The organism is Marinococcus tarijensis, assembly GCF_054971385.1.
The window spans coordinates 1-17848 of the sequence record NZ_JBQOJA010000012.1; the positions used below are offsets into that span (position 1 = coordinate 1).

Annotated in this window: 16 protein-coding genes; 2 read left to right on the forward strand and 14 right to left on the reverse strand. The window is 50.8% G+C overall.

The genetic code is table 11. From position 1 onward, the window contains the following. Positions 1 to 521 precede the first annotated feature (521 nt). The 4 genes from ACTTK7_RS08410 to ACTTK7_RS08425 all read right to left on the reverse strand — a co-directional run bounded on the left by ACTTK7_RS08410 (position 522) and on the right by ACTTK7_RS08425 (position 4663). A complete protein-coding gene (locus tag ACTTK7_RS08410; RefSeq protein ID WP_462867376.1) occupies positions 522 to 1385 on the reverse strand; it encodes a CpsB/CapC family capsule biosynthesis tyrosine phosphatase in 864 nt (287 codons plus the stop codon). Positions 1386 to 1507: 122 nt separating this feature from the next. Next, positions 1508 to 2476 (reverse strand): C40 family peptidase, encoded by a 969-nt coding sequence (locus ACTTK7_RS08415; RefSeq protein ID WP_462867377.1) that lies wholly within the window; start codon positions 2474 to 2476, stop codon positions 1508 to 1510. A 397-nt stretch (positions 2477 to 2873) separates the two neighbouring features. Next, positions 2874 to 3515 (reverse strand): hypothetical protein, encoded by a 642-nt coding sequence (locus tag ACTTK7_RS08420; protein ID WP_462867379.1) that lies wholly within the window; start codon positions 3513 to 3515, stop codon positions 2874 to 2876. A gap of 341 nt (positions 3516 to 3856) precedes the next feature. Continuing rightward, positions 3857 to 4663, reverse strand: coding sequence for a histidinol-phosphatase (locus ACTTK7_RS08425; RefSeq protein WP_462867381.1), 807 nt, complete (start codon positions 4661 to 4663; stop codon positions 3857 to 3859). A gap of 249 nt (positions 4664 to 4912) precedes the next feature. Between ACTTK7_RS08425 and nagE the strand changes: the two genes are divergently transcribed. Continuing rightward, complete coding sequence (nagE, locus tag ACTTK7_RS08430) at positions 4913 to 6295, forward strand: N-acetylglucosamine-specific PTS transporter subunit IIBC (RefSeq protein WP_462867511.1); 1383 nt, start codon at positions 4913 to 4915, stop codon at positions 6293 to 6295. A gap of 84 nt (positions 6296 to 6379) precedes the next feature. Further along, the gene (locus ACTTK7_RS08435) at positions 6380 to 7108 is read left to right on the forward strand and encodes an SIS domain-containing protein (RefSeq protein ID WP_462867382.1); all 729 of its coding nucleotides are present in this window, start codon (positions 6380 to 6382) and stop codon (positions 7106 to 7108) included. Between the two features lie 12 nt (positions 7109 to 7120). Here the strand turns inward: ACTTK7_RS08435 and ACTTK7_RS08440 are convergent, their stop codons facing one another. The 10 genes from ACTTK7_RS08440 to nagA form a co-directional block, all read right to left on the reverse strand. Further along, positions 7121 to 8485 (reverse strand): MATE family efflux transporter, encoded by a 1365-nt coding sequence (locus ACTTK7_RS08440; protein ID WP_462867384.1) that lies wholly within the window; start codon positions 8483 to 8485, stop codon positions 7121 to 7123. Between the two features lie 90 nt (positions 8486 to 8575). Then, positions 8576 to 9064, reverse strand: coding sequence for a VOC family protein (locus ACTTK7_RS08445; RefSeq protein WP_462867386.1), 489 nt, complete (start codon positions 9062 to 9064; stop codon positions 8576 to 8578). Between the two features lie 73 nt (positions 9065 to 9137). Continuing rightward, positions 9138 to 10388: a dihydrolipoamide acetyltransferase family protein gene (locus ACTTK7_RS08450; RefSeq protein WP_462867388.1), complete on the reverse strand. Its 1251-nt coding sequence runs from the start codon at positions 10386 to 10388 to the stop codon at positions 9138 to 9140. A 17-nt stretch (positions 10389 to 10405) separates the two neighbouring features. Next, positions 10406 to 11440, reverse strand: coding sequence for an alpha-ketoacid dehydrogenase subunit beta (locus tag ACTTK7_RS08455; RefSeq protein WP_462867390.1), 1035 nt, complete (start codon positions 11438 to 11440; stop codon positions 10406 to 10408). Further along, positions 11440 to 12453 carry a thiamine pyrophosphate-dependent dehydrogenase E1 component subunit alpha gene (locus ACTTK7_RS08460; RefSeq protein WP_462867391.1) on the reverse strand — a complete coding sequence of 338 codons (1014 nt, stop codon included), beginning with the start codon at positions 12451 to 12453 and terminating at the stop codon, positions 11440 to 11442. The genes ACTTK7_RS08455 and ACTTK7_RS08460 overlap by 1 nt, the downstream gene beginning before the upstream one ends. Positions 12454 to 12647: 194 nt before the next feature. Next, positions 12648 to 14429 (reverse strand): sigma-54-dependent Fis family transcriptional regulator, encoded by a 1782-nt coding sequence (locus ACTTK7_RS08465; RefSeq protein WP_462867393.1) that lies wholly within the window; start codon positions 14427 to 14429, stop codon positions 12648 to 12650. Between the two features lie 109 nt (positions 14430 to 14538). Further along, positions 14539 to 14997, reverse strand: coding sequence for a flavin reductase family protein (locus ACTTK7_RS08470; RefSeq protein ID WP_462867395.1), 459 nt, complete (start codon positions 14995 to 14997; stop codon positions 14539 to 14541). Positions 14998 to 15091: 94 nt separating this feature from the next. Further along, complete coding sequence (locus ACTTK7_RS08475) at positions 15092 to 15814, reverse strand: GntR family transcriptional regulator (RefSeq protein ID WP_462867397.1); 723 nt, start codon at positions 15812 to 15814, stop codon at positions 15092 to 15094. Positions 15815 to 15841: 27 nt separating this feature from the next. Continuing rightward, entirely contained in the window at positions 15842 to 16597 is a 756-nt protein-coding gene (gene nagB, locus ACTTK7_RS08480; RefSeq protein WP_462867399.1) for a glucosamine-6-phosphate deaminase, read from the reverse strand. Continuing rightward, the gene (gene nagA, locus ACTTK7_RS08485) at positions 16594 to 17799 is read right to left on the reverse strand and encodes an N-acetylglucosamine-6-phosphate deacetylase (protein WP_462867401.1); all 1206 of its coding nucleotides are present in this window, start codon (positions 17797 to 17799) and stop codon (positions 16594 to 16596) included. The genes nagB and nagA overlap by 4 nt, the downstream gene beginning before the upstream one ends. Between the last annotated feature and the right edge of the window lie 49 nt (positions 17800 to 17848).

Here is a 17848-nt window from a genome sequence, read left to right on the forward strand (position 1 = left end):
TTGACGGCATGTTCCAGATGAGATCGGAAGATCTCGTTGATATCCTGATGTTGGACTAGAGCGTGAGCAATATCTGTAGTAAAATCATTCATAGGGAAGTCCTCTTTTCTGTGAATGTGGTCGGCTAACTTCATTCTACTAGAAAAGGACTTCCTTTTTTCGTCTTCGCTCGTTTACACAAAATATTTTACGCTCTCTTTAATTCCTATTTAATTTTAACCTATAGAAATACATTTAATTAATTACTATTTATAATTTCTAATAAGTTCCACAAACTGTAAGTACTATAGAAAATTAAATGATAAACAGTTCTACCATATATTATACCATGTAAAAGATGAAATTAAGTAACTAGTGCCCAAGCCAAAAGTCATTAAAAAAATGACTTTTACAAAAAAATGCTGAGAATTAACCTTTCCCAGCAAATCATAGTGACTATTCAGGTTTTCGAAAAGCATTTTAAAATTTTTAAGATTTCTAACTCGATTACTCAATATAAATTACTTACACTGAAGCTCTACTTATTTAGCTTTAGAGCGGTTTGGCATAAACCATTTCCGCTTTTCTTTTAAGGGAAGCGGCTCTTCAGTACTGACGTAGCGGTTCTCCAGTACGCATACTGCATTGTCTTTCAGCATTTGGGCATACTCCCTGCCGGCAAGCTTTTCAATACTGTCGAAACCAGTTTCCATGGAAGGAGACCCTTCAACGGAATCAATGGTTACATTCGCCATAATATTTACCCACCGGTTCTGAACCATTTTTTCAGCCAGCTGCCTCTGCGGCTTCGTCGCGGATTTGCTGAAGCTACTCGCATTCAACTGCGCGAGCGACCCATTTTTAATTAGCCGGTACAGTTCTTCGGGATGCTGTTGGAAATTGGAATCTTTCTCCGGCTCTGTCAGGATCGGCATGTATCCTTCCATGCGCAACTCGTGTAAATGCGCGTGCATCTGCTGGTAGGATAGTTCTTCACTCCAGTCTACCAGCACGTACCGGCTGCCGTTCAGCGTTAATGCTTCTTGCGTTTTTAATTCATCTACCAGTGTCTCTGTCAGCCGTACGCACTGCCCTGGATAAATACGGACAGCGCCTAATTCACTGCGCCACTGCTTCTGGAACTGCTCAATTAAAAATGGGATCGTGTCTCCCGGATGTTTGTCATTACCGTGCCATTGTTTCGGAGCAGCAATAATGTCTGTTATTCCTGCCTTATTGTAATCTGCAAGTAATTGCCTGACATTGTTCTCTTTCTCCGCTGTTTCATCTTCATCGTTTAAGATGTAGCCGTTAATGTCAATCAATTCTTCCACTCCTTTGGCTTGGCTTTTTGTCCGTTTTGTTCCTTCGGCATGGAAAACGACTAAGTCATCTAAGTATAGCACACAGTCTCTCAAAAAAGTGAAAATGTCTTAGTTTCATCTTCCCTGCCAACAGCAACTTTTATCACAAAAAAGAGACTGAAAGCAACTACTCTGCTTTTCAGCCTCTCGGACATTTATTTTATTTAGAAGCGGCCTGCGCCAATATAACGGGATTTCCAATAGGAGCTGTTCATGTCGGAAATAGTAACGCCGGTCGAAGCGCCCGCATGGAGAAACTTGCCGTTTCCAACGTAGAAGCCCATGTGCGATGGGCCGGTTCTTGTTTCATAAAAAACTGCATCGCCTACGCTCGGGCTCGACACCTTCGACACCTGCGTCCACATCTGTGCGACTGTCCGTTTCGTTGTTACGCCGTGCTGCTTCATGACGTACTGCACGAAGCCGCTGCAGTCAAAACCACTCGTAGAGGTGCCGCCCCACACGTATGGAGTTCCAATATATTTCTTACCTGTTTCCACCACTGCTGAAGAGGAACCTGTGGATACACCTGCTACCGTACTGCCCGTGCTTGACGAGGAGTTAGAGCTTCCCGATGAAGCTGTTACACTGCTGTTTAATGCTTTTCGTGTAACCGGTCCGACCACTCCGTCCACACCGATACCGGCTGCGCGCTGGAAGTCTTTAACGGCGGCTGCCGTCACTGGACCGAACACCCCGTCCACAGAGCTGCTATAAAATCCTTTGCTTTTGAGTGTACTCTGCAGGCTGCTCACTTCACTGCCATGGTCGCCCTGGCGGAGTCTTGAAGATACGCTGGAGCTTGGGGAACCCGAAGAATTTGAGGAAACGGTGGAGGAAGAGCTGCCGCCGCCAAGGTTCATTTTACTGAACGTAATTGGACCGGCCACACCATCCACGCCAATGCTCTTTGCACGCTGGAATGATTTCAGGGAACTCGCTGTTACCGGGCCGAATACGCCGTCAATGGCTCCGTTGTGGTGACCTTCGTTTTTTAGGTATTCCTGCAGTTCTTTCACATCGGAATTCCGGTGGCCTGCCTTTAACGTCTGATCTCCGAGCGCTGCATCTGCGACTGTCGGCGTGGCGAGAAGTCCTGCTGCGAGTGCAGCACTGAATAAGAATTTTTTCATTATGTTTTCGTCTGTAAGATCTCTTAATATCCGGAGAGTGTATGTTGTGATTCTAAAGTTTCAGAACGAAGCATCTGAATAGAAATATATGTAATAAAAGGGGTATTTTTTATTATTAAGAGTTTAAGACGATTACACCTCCTGTTATTTTAATTTTTAATTATTTAATATGTTTTTTCCGTTTTTATAAGCTACTCGTATTATATGTTGGAGGTACAACTAATTCAATAGAACGAGCACTTTTGTTACACAACTGTAATTTTGCACACAAATACGTAACTTTATTGGTGATGTTAGACCTACTTAAAACTTTATACCCGTTATAATATACTCATTAAATTAAAAAGAGCTTCTTCCACCTGCAGCCCGGCGGAAGAAGCTCTGCTTTATTTTTATATTACATCTGCAGTATTCTATGTTCTTTAATATAGTCAATGACCTCTTCAACGCTGATATCGTCTGCCAGAATGTATCTGCTGCGCTGATGCACTTCCGGCTTTTCAAGAATATTAAGCTTTACGCAATAGCGGAACAAAAGTGTTATAAACTGGCGCAGCGTCGAGGCCTGGTAGGTGGATTTCTCTTTCAGTGAATCACCGAAGGCTTCAAAGTAATCCTTGGAGGAAAAAGGAGACTTATTTTCCCAGGAGATCAGGTTCTGCAAAAACATTCTAAAAAAATCAACGCTTACGGCATATGTCTGCGGTGCTTTTTTAAATTTCAGCAGTCCTTCTTCCTCAATATAGTATAAAAGGAGCGTTTCCCTCCCCCGTCCTGCAGAAATGGTGTTTCCGTTCACCCGGGGCTGCTCTCTGAAGGAAACTGTTGGAGCTGATAAGTCGACTAGTCCGTTTTCTCCAGAAACTACAGCCTCCGGGCCGTTTCGCTCCGGATAACTGACGTCCTCCCCTGCGATAAAGGCCTCCATCCGCTCTAGGTTACGCATATGGTGTACGGCCCGCTCTGCCCGGTCGTAGTTATGCTCCTGGATCGCCTCGTGCAGAATTTCCTGTAACTGTTCTTCATATTTTGCTGCCATTAAGGGTAAATCTCCTTTCTTCAGTGACGGACTCCGTAATATTAATCATTTTTGCGCCTGTATAGATATTGATTCATTTAGCTGCACAGATGCAAAAATAATTAAACATTTAAATTATACTTAATATATTTTTTCATATTGGCATTCCGGCGTCTATACTTTACTACTGTATAATTATAAATTTCACACGGATCCTCTTCTATCTTACGTTATTCTTCTACTACTTTCATCGGTCTTCATTCTCGATATTTACAGCTTTATTAATTATTTTATATGAACGCAAAAAAGCCGGAAAAAAGCGTGAATCTGCTATTTTCCAGCTTATATATAAAATATGCAGCTTATAGTTTAACATCCACCGGGCGACGCTTCCGGAAAAATCTCCAGGAGCGGTAGCCGATCTGCTTCAGACGCTCCCGTACTTCTTCCAGATCATCCCCGATCCTCTCCGGTACGTGCGCATCGGAGCCAAACGTCACTGGAACGTTGTAATGCAGGGCGCGTTCAAGCAGATCATCCGATGGATACCAGCCTCCGCAGTATTTGGTTTTGCCGGAGGTGTTAATTTCAATGGCTGTGCCTTCCTCCCCGATTACTCGGAGCGTCTTATCCACCTCCGGGGTATCGACCTCTGCCGCGTAGGGAAAATATCCTTTCAAGGCATCGATATGGCCGAGAATATCAAACATGCCGCTTTTAGCAGACAGCGCAATTTGACGGTAATACTCTTCCTTTACCTGGCGGATATCCGCATCATCCATGCCTTCCCATCTGGACGTATCGAAAATATTGATGCCGTTTACAAAATGAACTGAACCGATCACGTAATCCATCGGGTATTTATCATACTGCTTACGGTAGGGTGCTTCCTGGTCCGGAAAATAGTCGGATTCGACCCCGATCAGCACTTCAATATCGTTTATGTATTTTTCCTTCAGCTGCCGGATCTCTTCAATATAAGCCGGGAATTCCCTTTTAGCCATCGTAATGCGGGGGTACGGCTGCTCTTCGTCGCTTGCAAAGAACGGGGAATGGTCGGAAATACCAATCACGTCGAGCTTTTCCTGGATCGCTGCCTGAATATAATCCTCGATCGTTCCTTCCGCATGTCCGCAGCGGTCATGATGGTTATGCAAATCAAATTTCATGTTGATCACCTTTCTTTTTCTTTTTATCGTATCATCTTTATGTTAAAAATCTATCACGAAAATGGTATAGACATCTATATATAATATGTTACTATGTTTGTAAGCGTTAACTTATAGATGCCGTCAGATTCTTTGACAGAGTTTTTAAATTTTTAAGAAAATTGGTATAGACATCTATAACTAAAATAAGGTACATTTTCATCATACATTCTATTAAAGGGGGATCTACTTATGCTTGGAAATATTCAAATTATGGGCAAGTTCCAGAAGCTCGGGCGTTCGCTGATGCTTCCGATCGCAGTCCTGCCGGCTGCCGCTCTTATTCTGCGCTTCGGGCAGGAGGACCTGCTCGATATTGCCTTTGTCGCCAATGCCGGCCAGTTTATTTTCGACAATCTGGCCCTGTTGTTTGCAGTCGGGCTGGCGATTGGTTTTTCCAAAGACGGCAGCGGTGCCGCTGCACTTGCGGGCGTTGTCGGCTATTTAATTTTAACCGGGGGGCTCGAAGGGATAAACGAAGATATTAACATGGGAGTGTTTGGCGGCATAATCGCAGGTATTACAGCCGGACTTTTATATAATCGCTTTTATAACATTCAGCTGCCGCAGTTTCTCGGGTTTTTCGGAGGCAGGCGGTTTGTGCCTATTATCACGGCCGTTACGATGCTCATATTTGCATTTATATTCGGCTATGTGTGGCCGCCGGTGCAGACCGGTATCGACCAGGTTACCAATGTAATTACAGGAACTGGAGCAGCCGGGGCTGGACTGTATGGGTTTTTGAACCGGCTTTTGATTCCAACCGGTCTTCATCATATTATCAACGTGTATATATGGTTTGATTTTGGTTCCTTCCAGGGCTATAACGGAGAGATCACCCGTTTCTTAAACGGTGATCCGGACGCTGGTGCCTATACAGCCGGTTTCTTCCCGATCATGATGTTTGGTCTTCCGGGTGCGTGTCTTGCGATGATTATGGCCGCAAAGCCGGAGCGCCGCAAAGAAGTTGCCGGCATGCTCGGCAGCCTGGCACTCACTTCTTTTTTAACCGGCATTACGGAACCAATTGAATTTACATTCATGTTCCTTTCCCCGCTGCTTTATGTCGTACACGCGCTCATGACCGGACTTGCGATGGTAGTAACATTCCAGCTGGGAATATTGGACGCCTTTGGTTTTTCCGCTGGCTTCATAGACTACTTGCTTAATTTCGGCATTGCGACCAAGCCGGTGCTGCTGCTCGGAATAGGGTTGATATTCGGTGTCCTTTATTTCATTGTATTCTCGGCGCTGATCCGGCTGCTGAACATTAAAACCCCGGGCCGCGAGGATGAAGAAACGGTTACCACAGCAAATACCTTCAGCGGCGATGACAAATATGAATCGCTCGCCAAAAATTATGTGGCCGCCCTCGGCGGATATTCCAATATTCAATCAATCGATAACTGCGTGACGAGGCTGCGCCTTCAAATGAATGACATGGACGAAGTCGACGAGGACAGCCTGAAGCAAAACGGAGCACGCGGCGTCGTAAAGGTAGATAAAACCAACCTGCAGGTCATTATTGGCACTGAGGTGGAATTTGTCGCAGACGCCATGCGTACCCAGCACCCTGATTCCCCAGGTGAATAATCACGGCCCCCGTTTTAAAGGCGGGGGCTTTTTCTCTGCCGGAAAACAGGTATAATTTTACCGTAAAGAAAGGATGATATATAGATGATAGAGAACTGTTTTTCCCAAATTCATGACCAACTGAGCGCGGTGGAAGCACAGGAAAACAGTCAGATGGAGGCCTGCGCCGAAGCGGTCGCAAATACACTGGGGCAGGACGGCGTCATTCATTTATTCGGATGCGGGCACTCGCATCTTCTTTCGCTTGAAGTCTATTACCGGGCCGGCGGCCTCGTTCCGATCCACCCCATTCTTCACGAGCCGGTGATGCTCCACGAAGGAGCTCTGCGCTCCTCCGAGCTTGAACGGACCAACGATTACGCCTCTACGTTTTTAGCGAACGAAAATATCCAGCCGGAGGACACCGTAATCGTTATTTCCACCTCCGGAAGAAACCCTGTACCGGTCGATGCCGCTCTCTACGCCAAAAAAGCCGGCGCTGTGGTTGCCGGCCTGACCTCAGTTGCTTATTCTTCGTCCCAGCCCTCCCGCCATAAAGACGGCTTCAGGCTGATGGATGTGGTCGACATTGTCCTCGATAACCATGCGCCGCCCGGCGACGCCCTGCTGACGCACCCGGGGCTTACGACCCCTTTTGCTTCCAGCTCTACAGCAGTAGGTACGGCTATGCTTCAGGCAGCTATTGCCCGTGCAATCGAGCTAACGGCGGACCGTGGAAAAACACCGCCTATTTTTGCGAGCGGCAATGCTGATGGCGGGGATGCCCAAAACGAGCAGTGGCTGCAGAAGTACCAGGACCGGCTTGGGTTTTAAAGGCTGTCAGGCCTAAGAGACGCCGCTGCCTCCCTCCTGCCTTTTCACCACAATCCTCAGCCGGATGAAAAACCCGATAGCGGCACTTGTAAGACCGACAGTGATACCGAGCCAGAGACCAAACGGCCCAAGCGGTGTCGCAACAGCAAGCAGGTATCCCGCCGGCAGACCAAGCGCCCAGTAGGACACAAGCGCTGTAAAAAATGGCACGGTCACGTCTTTATAGCCCCGGAGCACGCCCTGAAGCGAGGCCTGGGCAGCGTCTGAAATCTGATAGACAATCGCAAACAGGAAAAACTGGGCAGCAAGCTGCACTACTTCTTCATTGGTGGTGTAAATGTAGGCAATAGGCTCGCGCAATAGAAATATTCCTATAGACGCCACGCCCAGTATGCCCATGGCTGCTGCCACTCCGAGACGCGTATAGGATTTGGCCCCTTCCAGATACCCGCCGCCGACTTCAAATGCGACCACAATCGTCAGTGCAATGGAAATGCTTAACGGCACCATGAATATCAGGGAGGTAAAGCTGAGCGCCACCTGGTGGGCAGCGACCGTAATGGTGCTGAACAGCGACGCCATCAATAAACTTACTGCCGAAAAAATACTCGATTCAAAAAACAGCGACATCCCCATCGGTACGCCGATCCGCAGCTGCTCCTTCCACGCCTGCCAGGAGGGCCTGTACCAATCCAGAAAGATGCGGAACCGTCTCATCGCCGGAATCCGGAACGTCATTATGATGCTGAACGCAAAAATAATCCAGTAGGAAATCGCCGTGGCATAGCCTGCGCCGATACCGCCAAGCTCCGGAAAGCCAAATTTGCCAAAGATTAATACGTAATTAAAGAACGCATTAAACGGAAGCGTCCCGAGCATGATCACCATCGTAATCCGTGTATGGCCCTGAGCGTCAAAAAAGTTCCGGAGCACGATCGATAAAAAGAATGGAATAATTCCAAAGGCGAGACCAATCAAATAATGAGCCGCAATCCGTTCAACGCCCGGCTCGAGCGACATAAAAGAAAGAGCCGGGCTTAACGCCGCCGCTCCGAGCGCAATAACAAGAAACCCGAAAAGTATTCCAAGGTAAAGTCCCTGCGTAATCGTGCCCGCAATCCTTCTTCCTTCCCCGGCCCCTAGCTGCTGGGAGACGATCGGTGTGATAGCTAGCAGGATGCCGTTCACCGCTGTAAATACCGGCATCCACAGGTTCGCTCCAATCGCCACACCCGCCAGATCGTCTGTCCCGGCCCGTCCGGACATAATTGTGTCTATTAAATTCATGCCAAAATAGCTCAGCTGCGTAATCAGAATGGGTACTAAAATAACCATAAATAGCCGCAGCTTCTCTTTTATCGTTTGTGCGTGATACATGCTCTGCCTCCTGCTGACTTTTCCCGTCCGTTCTGTTCATCTGTATAGAATAACATTGATCAGCCGGAAAGGGCACCTCACGCAGGCGCCTTAACTGCTGTTCATGTTTCCGTAGGTGAGTTCGGTGCTGTGGGAATACAGCTCGATGATATTGCCGAACGGGTCCTCCATGTACACAAGCCGGTACGGCTTTTCTGGTCTCGGGTGCCATATCCTGCTTCGCCGTTTTCCTCCCTCCGATTCAATTTGTACAGCCGTTTCTTCAATGTCAGAGACGAGCAGACACAGGTGAAAAAAGCGCTGCTGCCACGGCGGGCTCTGTTTCAAATCAGGCTTCGGGTCAACAAATTCAAACAGCTCGAGTCCCACCTGGTTGCCCGTAGTCAGATGGGCGTTACGCATTTCTTTCACCTCTTCGCCGAGAAGATCCATCGTCATATTCGTGGAAGCATCATCCGAATCCTCCGCCTTCGCCGTAAACGGACCGGCCAGAAGCTCAAAATCCAGCACCCGCGTGTACCATTCGACAGTTGCATCAATATCCGGCACGGTTAAACCGATGTGAGTGATTCCCGTCATAAACTCCCTCCTTGGTCATACAAAAGCCGTTCCCATTATGGAAACGGCTTAACCCTGTACGGGGTGAAACGTATTAGAAAAACAACCGGTGCGGATTTTCTAAAATACCGGTGAGCTCTGCGAGAAACCGGCCGGCCGGTTCGCCGTCAAGCGCCCGGTGGTCAAATGTCAGGCTGAGCGGCAGCAGCTTTCGTTCCATCGGCATTCCTTCGTGAAACTGTACCCCATCCTGCACAGCCCCGATGCCCAGTATAGCCGCTTCAGGCGTATTTAAAATTGGGGTGAAGTATTCAACTCCGGTAGCGCCCAGGTTCGTAATCGTAAACGTGGACCCCTGCATATCTTCAGACGCCAGCTGGTTTTCCCTCGCCCCGTGTCCGAGCAGGCGGATGTTCTCTCCAATCTCCCGTACCGACTTGGCTTCGGCATGGAAGATTACCGGCACCACGAGACCCTCTGTTAACGCGGCTGCTATCCCCAAATGCACGTGATCATAGCGGTAAAGCGTACCGTCCTGAAACGAAGCGTTCGCTGCCGGATGCTTCTGGAGAGCCAGTACCGCTGCTTTGGCCATGAATGCCGTCAGTGTCATTGTTTTCGCTTCCCCTTGCTGTTCAAGCTCGGCATTCGCCTGCTTCTGCATCTGCAGAAGCCCGGTAATATCCGCCTTTCTCATCAGCGTAAGCTGGGCGCTTTCCTGCAGGCTCTGCTGCATATGCTCGGCAATGACTTTACGCATTCCTTTAACAGCCGTCACCTGAGTGGTGTCGAGCGATGGATTAGCTGAGGCCGGCTCATTCTGCGGCGGAGCGGTGCTTTCTTCCCCGCCGCCTGACTCTATTAGCATCTCCACATCCTTCTTCGTAATCCGCCCTTTCGGCCCGGTCCCTTCGATCGTTTCCACCGAAATCCCGTGCGCCGAGGCCAGCTTTTTGGCTGCCGGAGAGACCCGCACACGCGATTCAGCCTGGGGTGCATGCGTTATTTCCCGGGAAATAGCCGGCTCCTCTGCGACCGCTTCTGCCGGTTCCGGGGCAGCCGGCGCTGTGCCTTCTTCGGCTGCGGTGCTTTCTGTTATTTGTTCGCCGGGCTCTCCCATGTAGGCAATCACCTGGCCGACCGCCAGCGTTTCGTCTTCTGCGGCGGCAATTTTTAGCATCCGGCCATCTGCAGGCGCCTCCACTTCATTGGTGATTTTATCCGAGCTGACCGTGACAACCGGCTCCCCCTTTTTAATATCGTCTCCTTCCTTTTTCAGCCATTCGGCAATGGTTCCTTCGTTCATACTCATTCCAAACTTTGGCATGACGATCTCTGTGGCCATACTGTCCCTCCTTTCGTTTACGTAGTCATTGCGGTATCTTCACCGGTAAGCTCCATGGCGGTCCGGACAATCGTGTCTGCAGACGGCAGATACAGATCCTCAAGGACCGGAGAAAACGGTACCGGTGAATGCGGGGCGGTAATTCGTTTGATCGGCGCATCGAGCGAATCAAACCCTTTATCTGCCACCATCGCAGCAATATCGGTCGCTACGTTGCAGCGCGGGGTCGCTTCGTCCACGACAATTAAATGATTGGTTTTATCCACCGAAGCTAAAATCGTATCTTCATCCAGCGGTGACAGGCTGCGCGGATCGACAATTTCCGCCTGGATGCCTTTAGCTGCCAGCTGCTCCGCCGCCTCAAGCGCGGTGTGCACCTGCTTGCCGATGGCAACAATCGTGACATCACTTCCTTCGCGCTTAATGTCCGCTTTGCCGAGGTCGGTTGTGTAGTAGCCCTCCGGAACCTCACCTTTCATATTGTACAGCGTTTTATCTTCAAAAAAGACGACCAGATCGTCATCCTCAATCGCTGTGATCAGAAGCCCCTTGGCTTCTGCCGGCGTAGAGGGAACGACCGTTTTAAGCCCCGGGATTGCGGTAAACATCCCGTACAGGCTCTGCGAATGCTGGGCTGCTGCCCGGAATCCCGCTCCGTGCATCGTCCGGATCGTCAGCGGCACCTTCGCTTTGCCGCCGAACATGTAGCGCAGCTTGGCCCCCTGGTTCATGACTTCATCGAGGCAGCTGCCAATAAAGTCGTTAAACATCAGCTCCGCCACCGGGCGCATGCCAGTTGCTGCTGCACTGACGGCCGCCCCGACATAGCCGGCTTCTGCAATCGGGGTATCGAGAATCCGGTCTCTTCCGAATTCCTGTACCAGTCCCTGCGTTACACCCATGACCCCGCCCCAGGCTTCCTCGTCCTGCAGATGATCGACGGCCGCGCCGCCAGCTACGTCTTCGCCCATTAAAATAACGTTTTTATCCCTGCGCATCGTTTCGGTAAGTGCTTCATTAATCGCATCGGAAAAGCTTATAGTCCGTCCCATTACGACTCCCTCCCTGTGTTCGTGTAATTCACATACACATCCGTTATTAAGCTGCCGGCATCCGGGTAATCACTGCTTTCGGCAAATTCGACGGCGGCCTGGATGGAGGCTTTCACCTGTTCATCCAGCTTGTTCAGCCCTTCTTCATTGGAAAGGTTGTGCTGGAGCATATACTGGCGGAACTGTAAAATCGCATCTTTGTCCTTCAAATGCTCTTCACGTTCCCTGGAGCCTTTATATTTCTGGGCATCGCCTTCGAAGTGCCCGTAGTTCCTGTACGTTTTGCATTCAATCAGAGAAGGACCTTCCCCGTTTCTTGCCCGCGTGACTGCCCGTTCTGCTGCTGCGTATACAGCCATTGCATCCTTCCCTTCAACAATTTCTCCCGGTATCCCGTAGGAGGCTGCCCGGTCGGCAATATTCTCGCAGCTTGAGGCGTAGGAAAACGGTGTTGCTTCGGCATAGCCGTTGTTTTCGGCTACAAAGACAACTGGCAGATTCCAGATAGCCGCCATATTAATACCCTCGTGGAACGTGCCGTGGTTATTGGCCCCGTCGCCAAAAAAGCAGACCGCCACGCCTCCGGTGTTCTGAAGCTTCGCTGTCAGGCCGGCGCCCGTCGCGAGCGGAAAGCCGCCGCCGACAATACCGTTTGCCCCGAGCATGCCTTTACTGACGTCAGCAATGTGCATCGAGCCGCCTTTACCGTTGCAAAGCCCGGTTTCTTTACCATAAATCTCCGCCATCATACCGTTCAGGTCACAGCCCTTCGCAATACAGTGACCGTGTCCGCGGTGAGTGCTTGTGATGCTGTCTTTGTCATTCAGGTGCGCGCATACGCCGACTGCCACCGCTTCTTCTCCTGCATACAAATGAACAAATCCCGGCAGCACTCCCTTGCTGAACGTTTCATGGACAGTATCCTCAAAATACCGGATTTCAGACATTTTCTGATACATCCACATGGCCTGATGGGAATCCATCGTCTGCGTTCTTGTGTTGGACGCTTCCATACTGATCCTCCTTTAATATTCATTTATTGCAGGCAAAAGAAGCCTGCGGGCGTTCTTGTCCTACACACTTGCAAGTTTTGTGCCAACAATATCTGCGTTATATTCAGGCAATTGCTTGAGGTTTCAGCCTTTTGCTCCACAAAAAATGAGACAAACTGAAGCACCATGCTCCGGTTTGTCTCATTTTGTCGCAATTATTCCAGACCGTATTTTTTCAGCTTCCGGTAAAGCGTGCTTCTCGCCATTCCGAGCAGCTTGGCCGAAGCAGCCACCCGGCCGCTGCAGGCCTCAAGCGCCTGCTCGATCCGCTCGTACTCTATCTGCTCCCGGTACGTAAACCGGCTCGGCGTGATCTTCCGGGCTTCCGGGGCAGAAAGAAAAGGATCAAGGAGCACGTCCACCGGCACACTCCCTTCATAGTACGTATACATGCGCTCCAGTACATTAAAGAGCTCCCGGATGTTGCCCGGCCATTCGTAGCCGGCCATCTGGGCGAGCAGCTGTTTCGGCCAGATGGTACTCCACCCCTGCTTTTCCGAAATGTAGCGGATCAGCTCCGGCAGGTCCTCCATCCGCTCTCTGAGCGGCGGCAGGGTGAGCGGGTACACATAAATACGGTAATACAAATCCTCCCGGAAGCTTCCTTCCTGAACGAGTCCGGTAATATTTTTATTGCTTGCCGTAATAAGCCGGAAATTAACCGGGATGGAGTCTCTGCTTCCAACCGGCGTGATCCGTTTTTCCTGCAGCACCCGTAAAAGTGCCACCTGGGCTGCCGGAGAAATTTCAGATATTTCGTCTAAAAAGAGGGTGCCGTTTTTCGCTTCCCGGATTTTCCCCGCGGTGCCTCCCCTCTTCGCCCCGGTAAACGCGCCGCCATCGTAGCCGAACAGTTCGCTTTCGAGCAGGCTTTCCGGAATCGCTCCGCAGTTGACTGCGATAAACGGACCATTTCGGTATTCACTATTGTCATGCACGAGTCTTGCCATCACTTCCTTGCCCGTACCGGTCTCGCCGAAAAGATGAACGGACACCGATTGTTTGGCAGCCTTTTTCACTTCTGCGATTGTTTGATCAAATGCCGGGCTTACCCCTACGGCCTCCCCCCGGGAGAAAGGACGGGCTGGTGGAATCTTCTTTTTTTCCGCCTCCGTACGCACCGGCTGATACCGGTAGCCGAGCAGCCGGCGGGTGGCTGTAGAATAGATTGGGACTGCCAGTCGGCTGATGGCCAGATCGTTCCCCTGCTCGTCTTCCTTCCATTCCGGATGACGGTACACTTCGGTTCCATAAGCATTTGTCAGCAAATACGGCGTGAACGTATGGTCACCTGCGAGAGCGTATTGAAGCAGCTCAATTTCCTGCTGGCGGAGCTTTTCCTGCCAGGAGCGCTCAATCGCAAATGCCGCTGAAACGACCGTGCCCATGATTTGTTCTCTCTGCTCAAAACCAAAGGGACTCGACATATCAAGTACACCGAGGATCCCCCCTTTATCGTCGTATACCGGTACAGCTGCGCATTCCCAGCTTTTGGAGGCTTTTGCGTAATGCTCTTCTTTTACGACTGCAATCGGTTCTCCTGTAGAAAGACTGGTACCGATGGCATTCGTCCCTACCGCCCGGTCGGTCCAGGTGACTCCCTCTCCAAAATGAATGCTCGAGGCATGAGCAAGGGCATCCCGATGACCGTTGATGTACAGCACTTTGCCTTGTTCATCCGTAAGCAGAAGCAAAAGCTTCATATCCTCACAAAATCCCTGCAGCTGCCGGAGCATTGGGTCTGCCGCTTCCAAGTACATCTCCCGTTCTTTTTTGTAGACCATCCATTCTGTTCGTTCCGGCAGCTGGCCGATGCCTCCAGCTGGATCGACTCCCTCCCGTGCGCATGTATGCCATGACTCTGCGATCCGCTTTTCCATCCGTTTCCGGTCCAGTATTCCCGTCTCCGACCACCGGTTCCATTCCGCTTTATTCACGACTCGCACCTCTCTTTTGAAAGCGTTTTCTTATATATAATGTAGCACGCCGTGCCTGGAGAAAAAAGAGCCGTAACATAAAAAAACACCCGGCCGAAAGCCGGATGAGTTATTCCATATAGCGGTATTTGCCTTCAAAATAAACGAGCGGTGCTTCGTCCTGGACCGTCACATTTTCCACGGAACCGATAAACAGTGTGTGGTCCCCGGCGTCGGCTTCGTTATATTTCGTGCAGGCAAGCTGCGTGATGGCGCCTTCAATGACCGGACGGTCTTCAAACCGCTCAAAGCTCACCTCTGTGTCGTCTTCTGTCTGGCGGGCAAAGTAGCGCGATACTGCCTCCTGGCCGTTGCCGAGAACGCTGATGGCAAACTGATCTGCCTCCTGCATATATTCGTGCATCGATGCCGTTTTTGCAACGGAAATGAGAATCAGCTTTGGCTCAAGTGAAACAGACATGAACGCGTTTGCCGTCATGCCATGAATTGTTCCTTCAAGCTCCGTCGTAAGTACTGTAACACCGGTCGTAAATTTGCCCATGGCTGCTTTAAACAATCGATCATCCATTTGTGCGGCCTCCCTCATTATCAGCTAATCGTTATCCTGCGAGCATTTTAACGTAAATCAGCCCAGAAAACCAGGAAAGCCGCTTCGGCCGCTCCTACCGCGGCATATGAATACGGAACTTGTACCGATCCCCGCGGTAGGAGGAAATAACGTGTTCAAACGGCTCCCCTTCCGCAGTATACGTCGTCCGGGAAATTAAAAGAACGGGGGCTCCCGGCGCAATGCCAAGAAGCTCTGCTTCGCGCTCCGACGCAAGAGAGGCCTCAAGAGACTGGTCGGCGGAGCCGATCGTAATACCGTAATCCTGCTCGAGCCGGTTATAAATAGAGCCTGAGGCCGAATCTTCGCCAAGGCCGGGAAACATCTCTGCATGCAGATAGGAATTTTCAAGCGCCATCGGCTTATTATCCGCAAGCCTCAGCCGCTCCATCCGGTAGACCGACCCGCCTTTCAGCTGAAGCAGCCTCGCTGTTGCCGCGTCCGCTTCCTCCAGTTGAAACAGCTGCAGCTCGCTGCTTGCTTTCATGCCGCGCGCTTTCATATCCTCGGTAAAGCTCGTGAGGCCCTGGAGCATCTGTTCAATCTTAGGTTCAGCCACAAATGTTCCTTTGCCCTTTTCCCTCGTCAGCAGCTGCTCGCTTACGAGCTCCGTCACCGCCTGCCGGACTGTCATACGGCTCACATCAAATTCTTCAGCAAAAATACGCTCGGACGGAAGCATATAGCCCGGAGGCCATTCGCCGCTCTCAAGCTTTCCACGGATCATTTCCTGTATTTGATAATAAATCGGCAGCGGAGATTTTTTATTAATTTTCATATACGGCATCCTCCCGTTTTCACGTTTTCACCCGGCAAAGCGCCGCATTACCTCTGCGGGGACATCCGCCAGCGCTTCTTCATCAGCAATCACCGTAACGCTGGAGTGCTTTTTCAGTACGGAAGCCGGGAAGTCTTCCTGCACCTCTCCTTCAAGCAGACGAAGAAGCGCTTCCTTTTTACGTTTGCCAAATACGAGCAAAAGAATCCCGCGGCTTTCCATAATGGTTTCAATTCCCATGGTTACCGCCTGCTTCGGTACGTCTTCGATACTCTTAAAGTACCTGGCGTTGGCTTCTCTGGTTGACGGCTTCAATTGTATCACATGCGTCCGGCTCGAAAAGGAGGTGCCGGGTTCATTAAACCCGATATGACCGTTTTCGCCAATGCCGAGAAGCTGCATGTCTATACCTCCGGCCTCTGCAATCCGCTTTTCATAACGAACGCATTCCTGCTCCAGGTCAACGGCTGTACCGTCCGGAAGATGCGTCTGTTCCGGCTGCAGCTGCAGCGGCTGAAAGACCTTGTGCTGCATGTACGCGTGATAGCTTTGCGGATGGTCTTTTGGCATGCCGGCATATTCATCAAGGTTAAATGTCGTAACGCGGGAAAGGTCGATGCCTCCCCGGTCATAGATTTTCTTCAGCTGCTGATACGTCCCCTCCGGCGTCCCACCGGTAGCAAGACCCAGCACACAGTCGGGTTTCTCCTGCACCCTTTCGGCGATCATTTCTGCTGCATGTACGCTTAATGCTTCTCTGTCAGTCACACGGATAAGCTTCACGGCTTCACTTCCCCTTTCTGTTCGGGCGCAGCGACGCTTCCGCGGCACCAGACCTTCTGCACCTGCATACTGTCATCCATCCAGACGATATCAGCATCCTTCCCAGCCTGAATGCTGCCCTTCCGCTCTGCGAGTCCTATTTCATGCGCGGCGTTCCAGGAGGTCATGCGCACCGCTTCCTCGCGGCTGCAGCCTGTAAACGCCTGAATATTGCGGAAGCCCTGGTCCATCGCGAGCATGCTTCCGGCGATCGTGCCGTCTGCCAAATACGGCTTGTCTCCGGCCACCGTTACCTGTTGGCCGCCGAGATCGTACGAACCGTCCGGCAGATTTTTAGCTCTCAGGGAATCAGTAATAACGCAGAGGCGCCCGGGCCCGGCTGCCTGATAGGCAAGCCTGACCATGTCCGGATGGCTGTGGACGCCGTCTGCGATAATTTCAATGGTAAGTCCGGGATTTAAAAGCGCTGCGGCAGCAACGCCGGGCTCCCGGTGATGCAGCCCGCTCATACCGTTGTACAAATGGGTAATGTGTGAAAGCCCATTCTCCACTGCTTCGTCCACGAGCGCTTTGGAGGCGTTCGAATGTGCAGCGGAGGCAATAACTCCGATGCTTTGCAGGTGAGCGGTCAGCGCAAAGTCCGGATCATGCTCCGGAGCCAGTGAGACAATCCGGATCGCGTTTCCGGAAGCACGACGCCACGCTTCAAACAAATCCACCGAAGCCGGGACCATGAATTCAGCCGGCTGGGCACCGGCCTTGGAAGGTTCAAAAAATGGGCCTTCCACGTGTGCGCCTGCAATCTCCGCCCGGCCTTCTCCCAGCTTGGCTTTCCGGTGTTCGGCCACCGCTTCCAGGGCTTTTGTAATCTTCCCACTCTTCTGGGTAATCGTAGTTGGAAGAAACGCTGTTGTACCTTCAGCCGGCAGCACCCGGGCCATTGTTTCCAGGGCCTCCACGGTACCATCCATCGCGTCTGCTCCCTGGACGCCGTGAATATGCATATCAATCATTCCCGGTATAAAGAAGCCCTGGGAGCCGTCCACCATCGTTGCCTTTCGACGCGTTTCCTCCGGCACCTCCCGCAGGCGGTCCATGCTTCCTGTCCGGTGGATTGCCTGCCCGCGGATCCAGATGAACTGATCGGTTGAGGTACGGTCTGCGTTTACAATAGTCGCTGAATATATAATAGTATCTTCCACTACGAGTCCCTCCTTTTCTATATCGTACCAGTATAAAATATAGTTGTCT

Bases quoted from the DNA above. Each gene is read 5' to 3' on its own strand.
- ACTTK7_RS08435 (WP_462867382.1), top strand. From the start codon at position 6,380: ATGATAGAGAACTGTTTTTCCCAAATTCATGACCAACTGAGCGCGGTG.
- ACTTK7_RS08475 (WP_462867397.1), bottom strand. From the start codon at position 15,814: ATGAAAATTAATAAAAAATCTCCGCTGCCGATTTATTATCAAATACAG.
- ACTTK7_RS08415 (WP_462867377.1), bottom strand. From the start codon at position 2,476: ATGAAAAAATTCTTATTCAGTGCTGCACTCGCAGCAGGACTTCTCGCC.
- ACTTK7_RS08425 (WP_462867381.1), bottom strand. From the start codon at position 4,663: ATGAAATTTGATTTGCATAACCATCATGACCGCTGCGGACATGCGGAA.
- ACTTK7_RS08460 (WP_462867391.1), bottom strand. From the start codon at position 12,453: ATGGAAGCGTCCAACACAAGAACGCAGACGATGGATTCCCATCAGGCC.
- ACTTK7_RS08420 (WP_462867379.1), bottom strand. From the start codon at position 3,515: ATGGCAGCAAAATATGAAGAACAGTTACAGGAAATTCTGCACGAGGCG.
- ACTTK7_RS08440 (WP_462867384.1), bottom strand. From the start codon at position 8,485: ATGTATCACGCACAAACGATAAAAGAGAAGCTGCGGCTATTTATGGTT.
- ACTTK7_RS08450 (WP_462867388.1), bottom strand. From the start codon at position 10,388: ATGGCCACAGAGATCGTCATGCCAAAGTTTGGAATGAGTATGAACGAA.
- ACTTK7_RS08445 (WP_462867386.1), bottom strand. From the start codon at position 9,064: ATGACGGGAATCACTCACATCGGTTTAACCGTGCCGGATATTGATGCA.
- ACTTK7_RS08470 (WP_462867395.1), bottom strand. From the start codon at position 14,997: ATGGATGATCGATTGTTTAAAGCAGCCATGGGCAAATTTACGACCGGT.
- ACTTK7_RS08455 (WP_462867390.1), bottom strand. From the start codon at position 11,440: ATGGGACGGACTATAAGCTTTTCCGATGCGATTAATGAAGCACTTACC.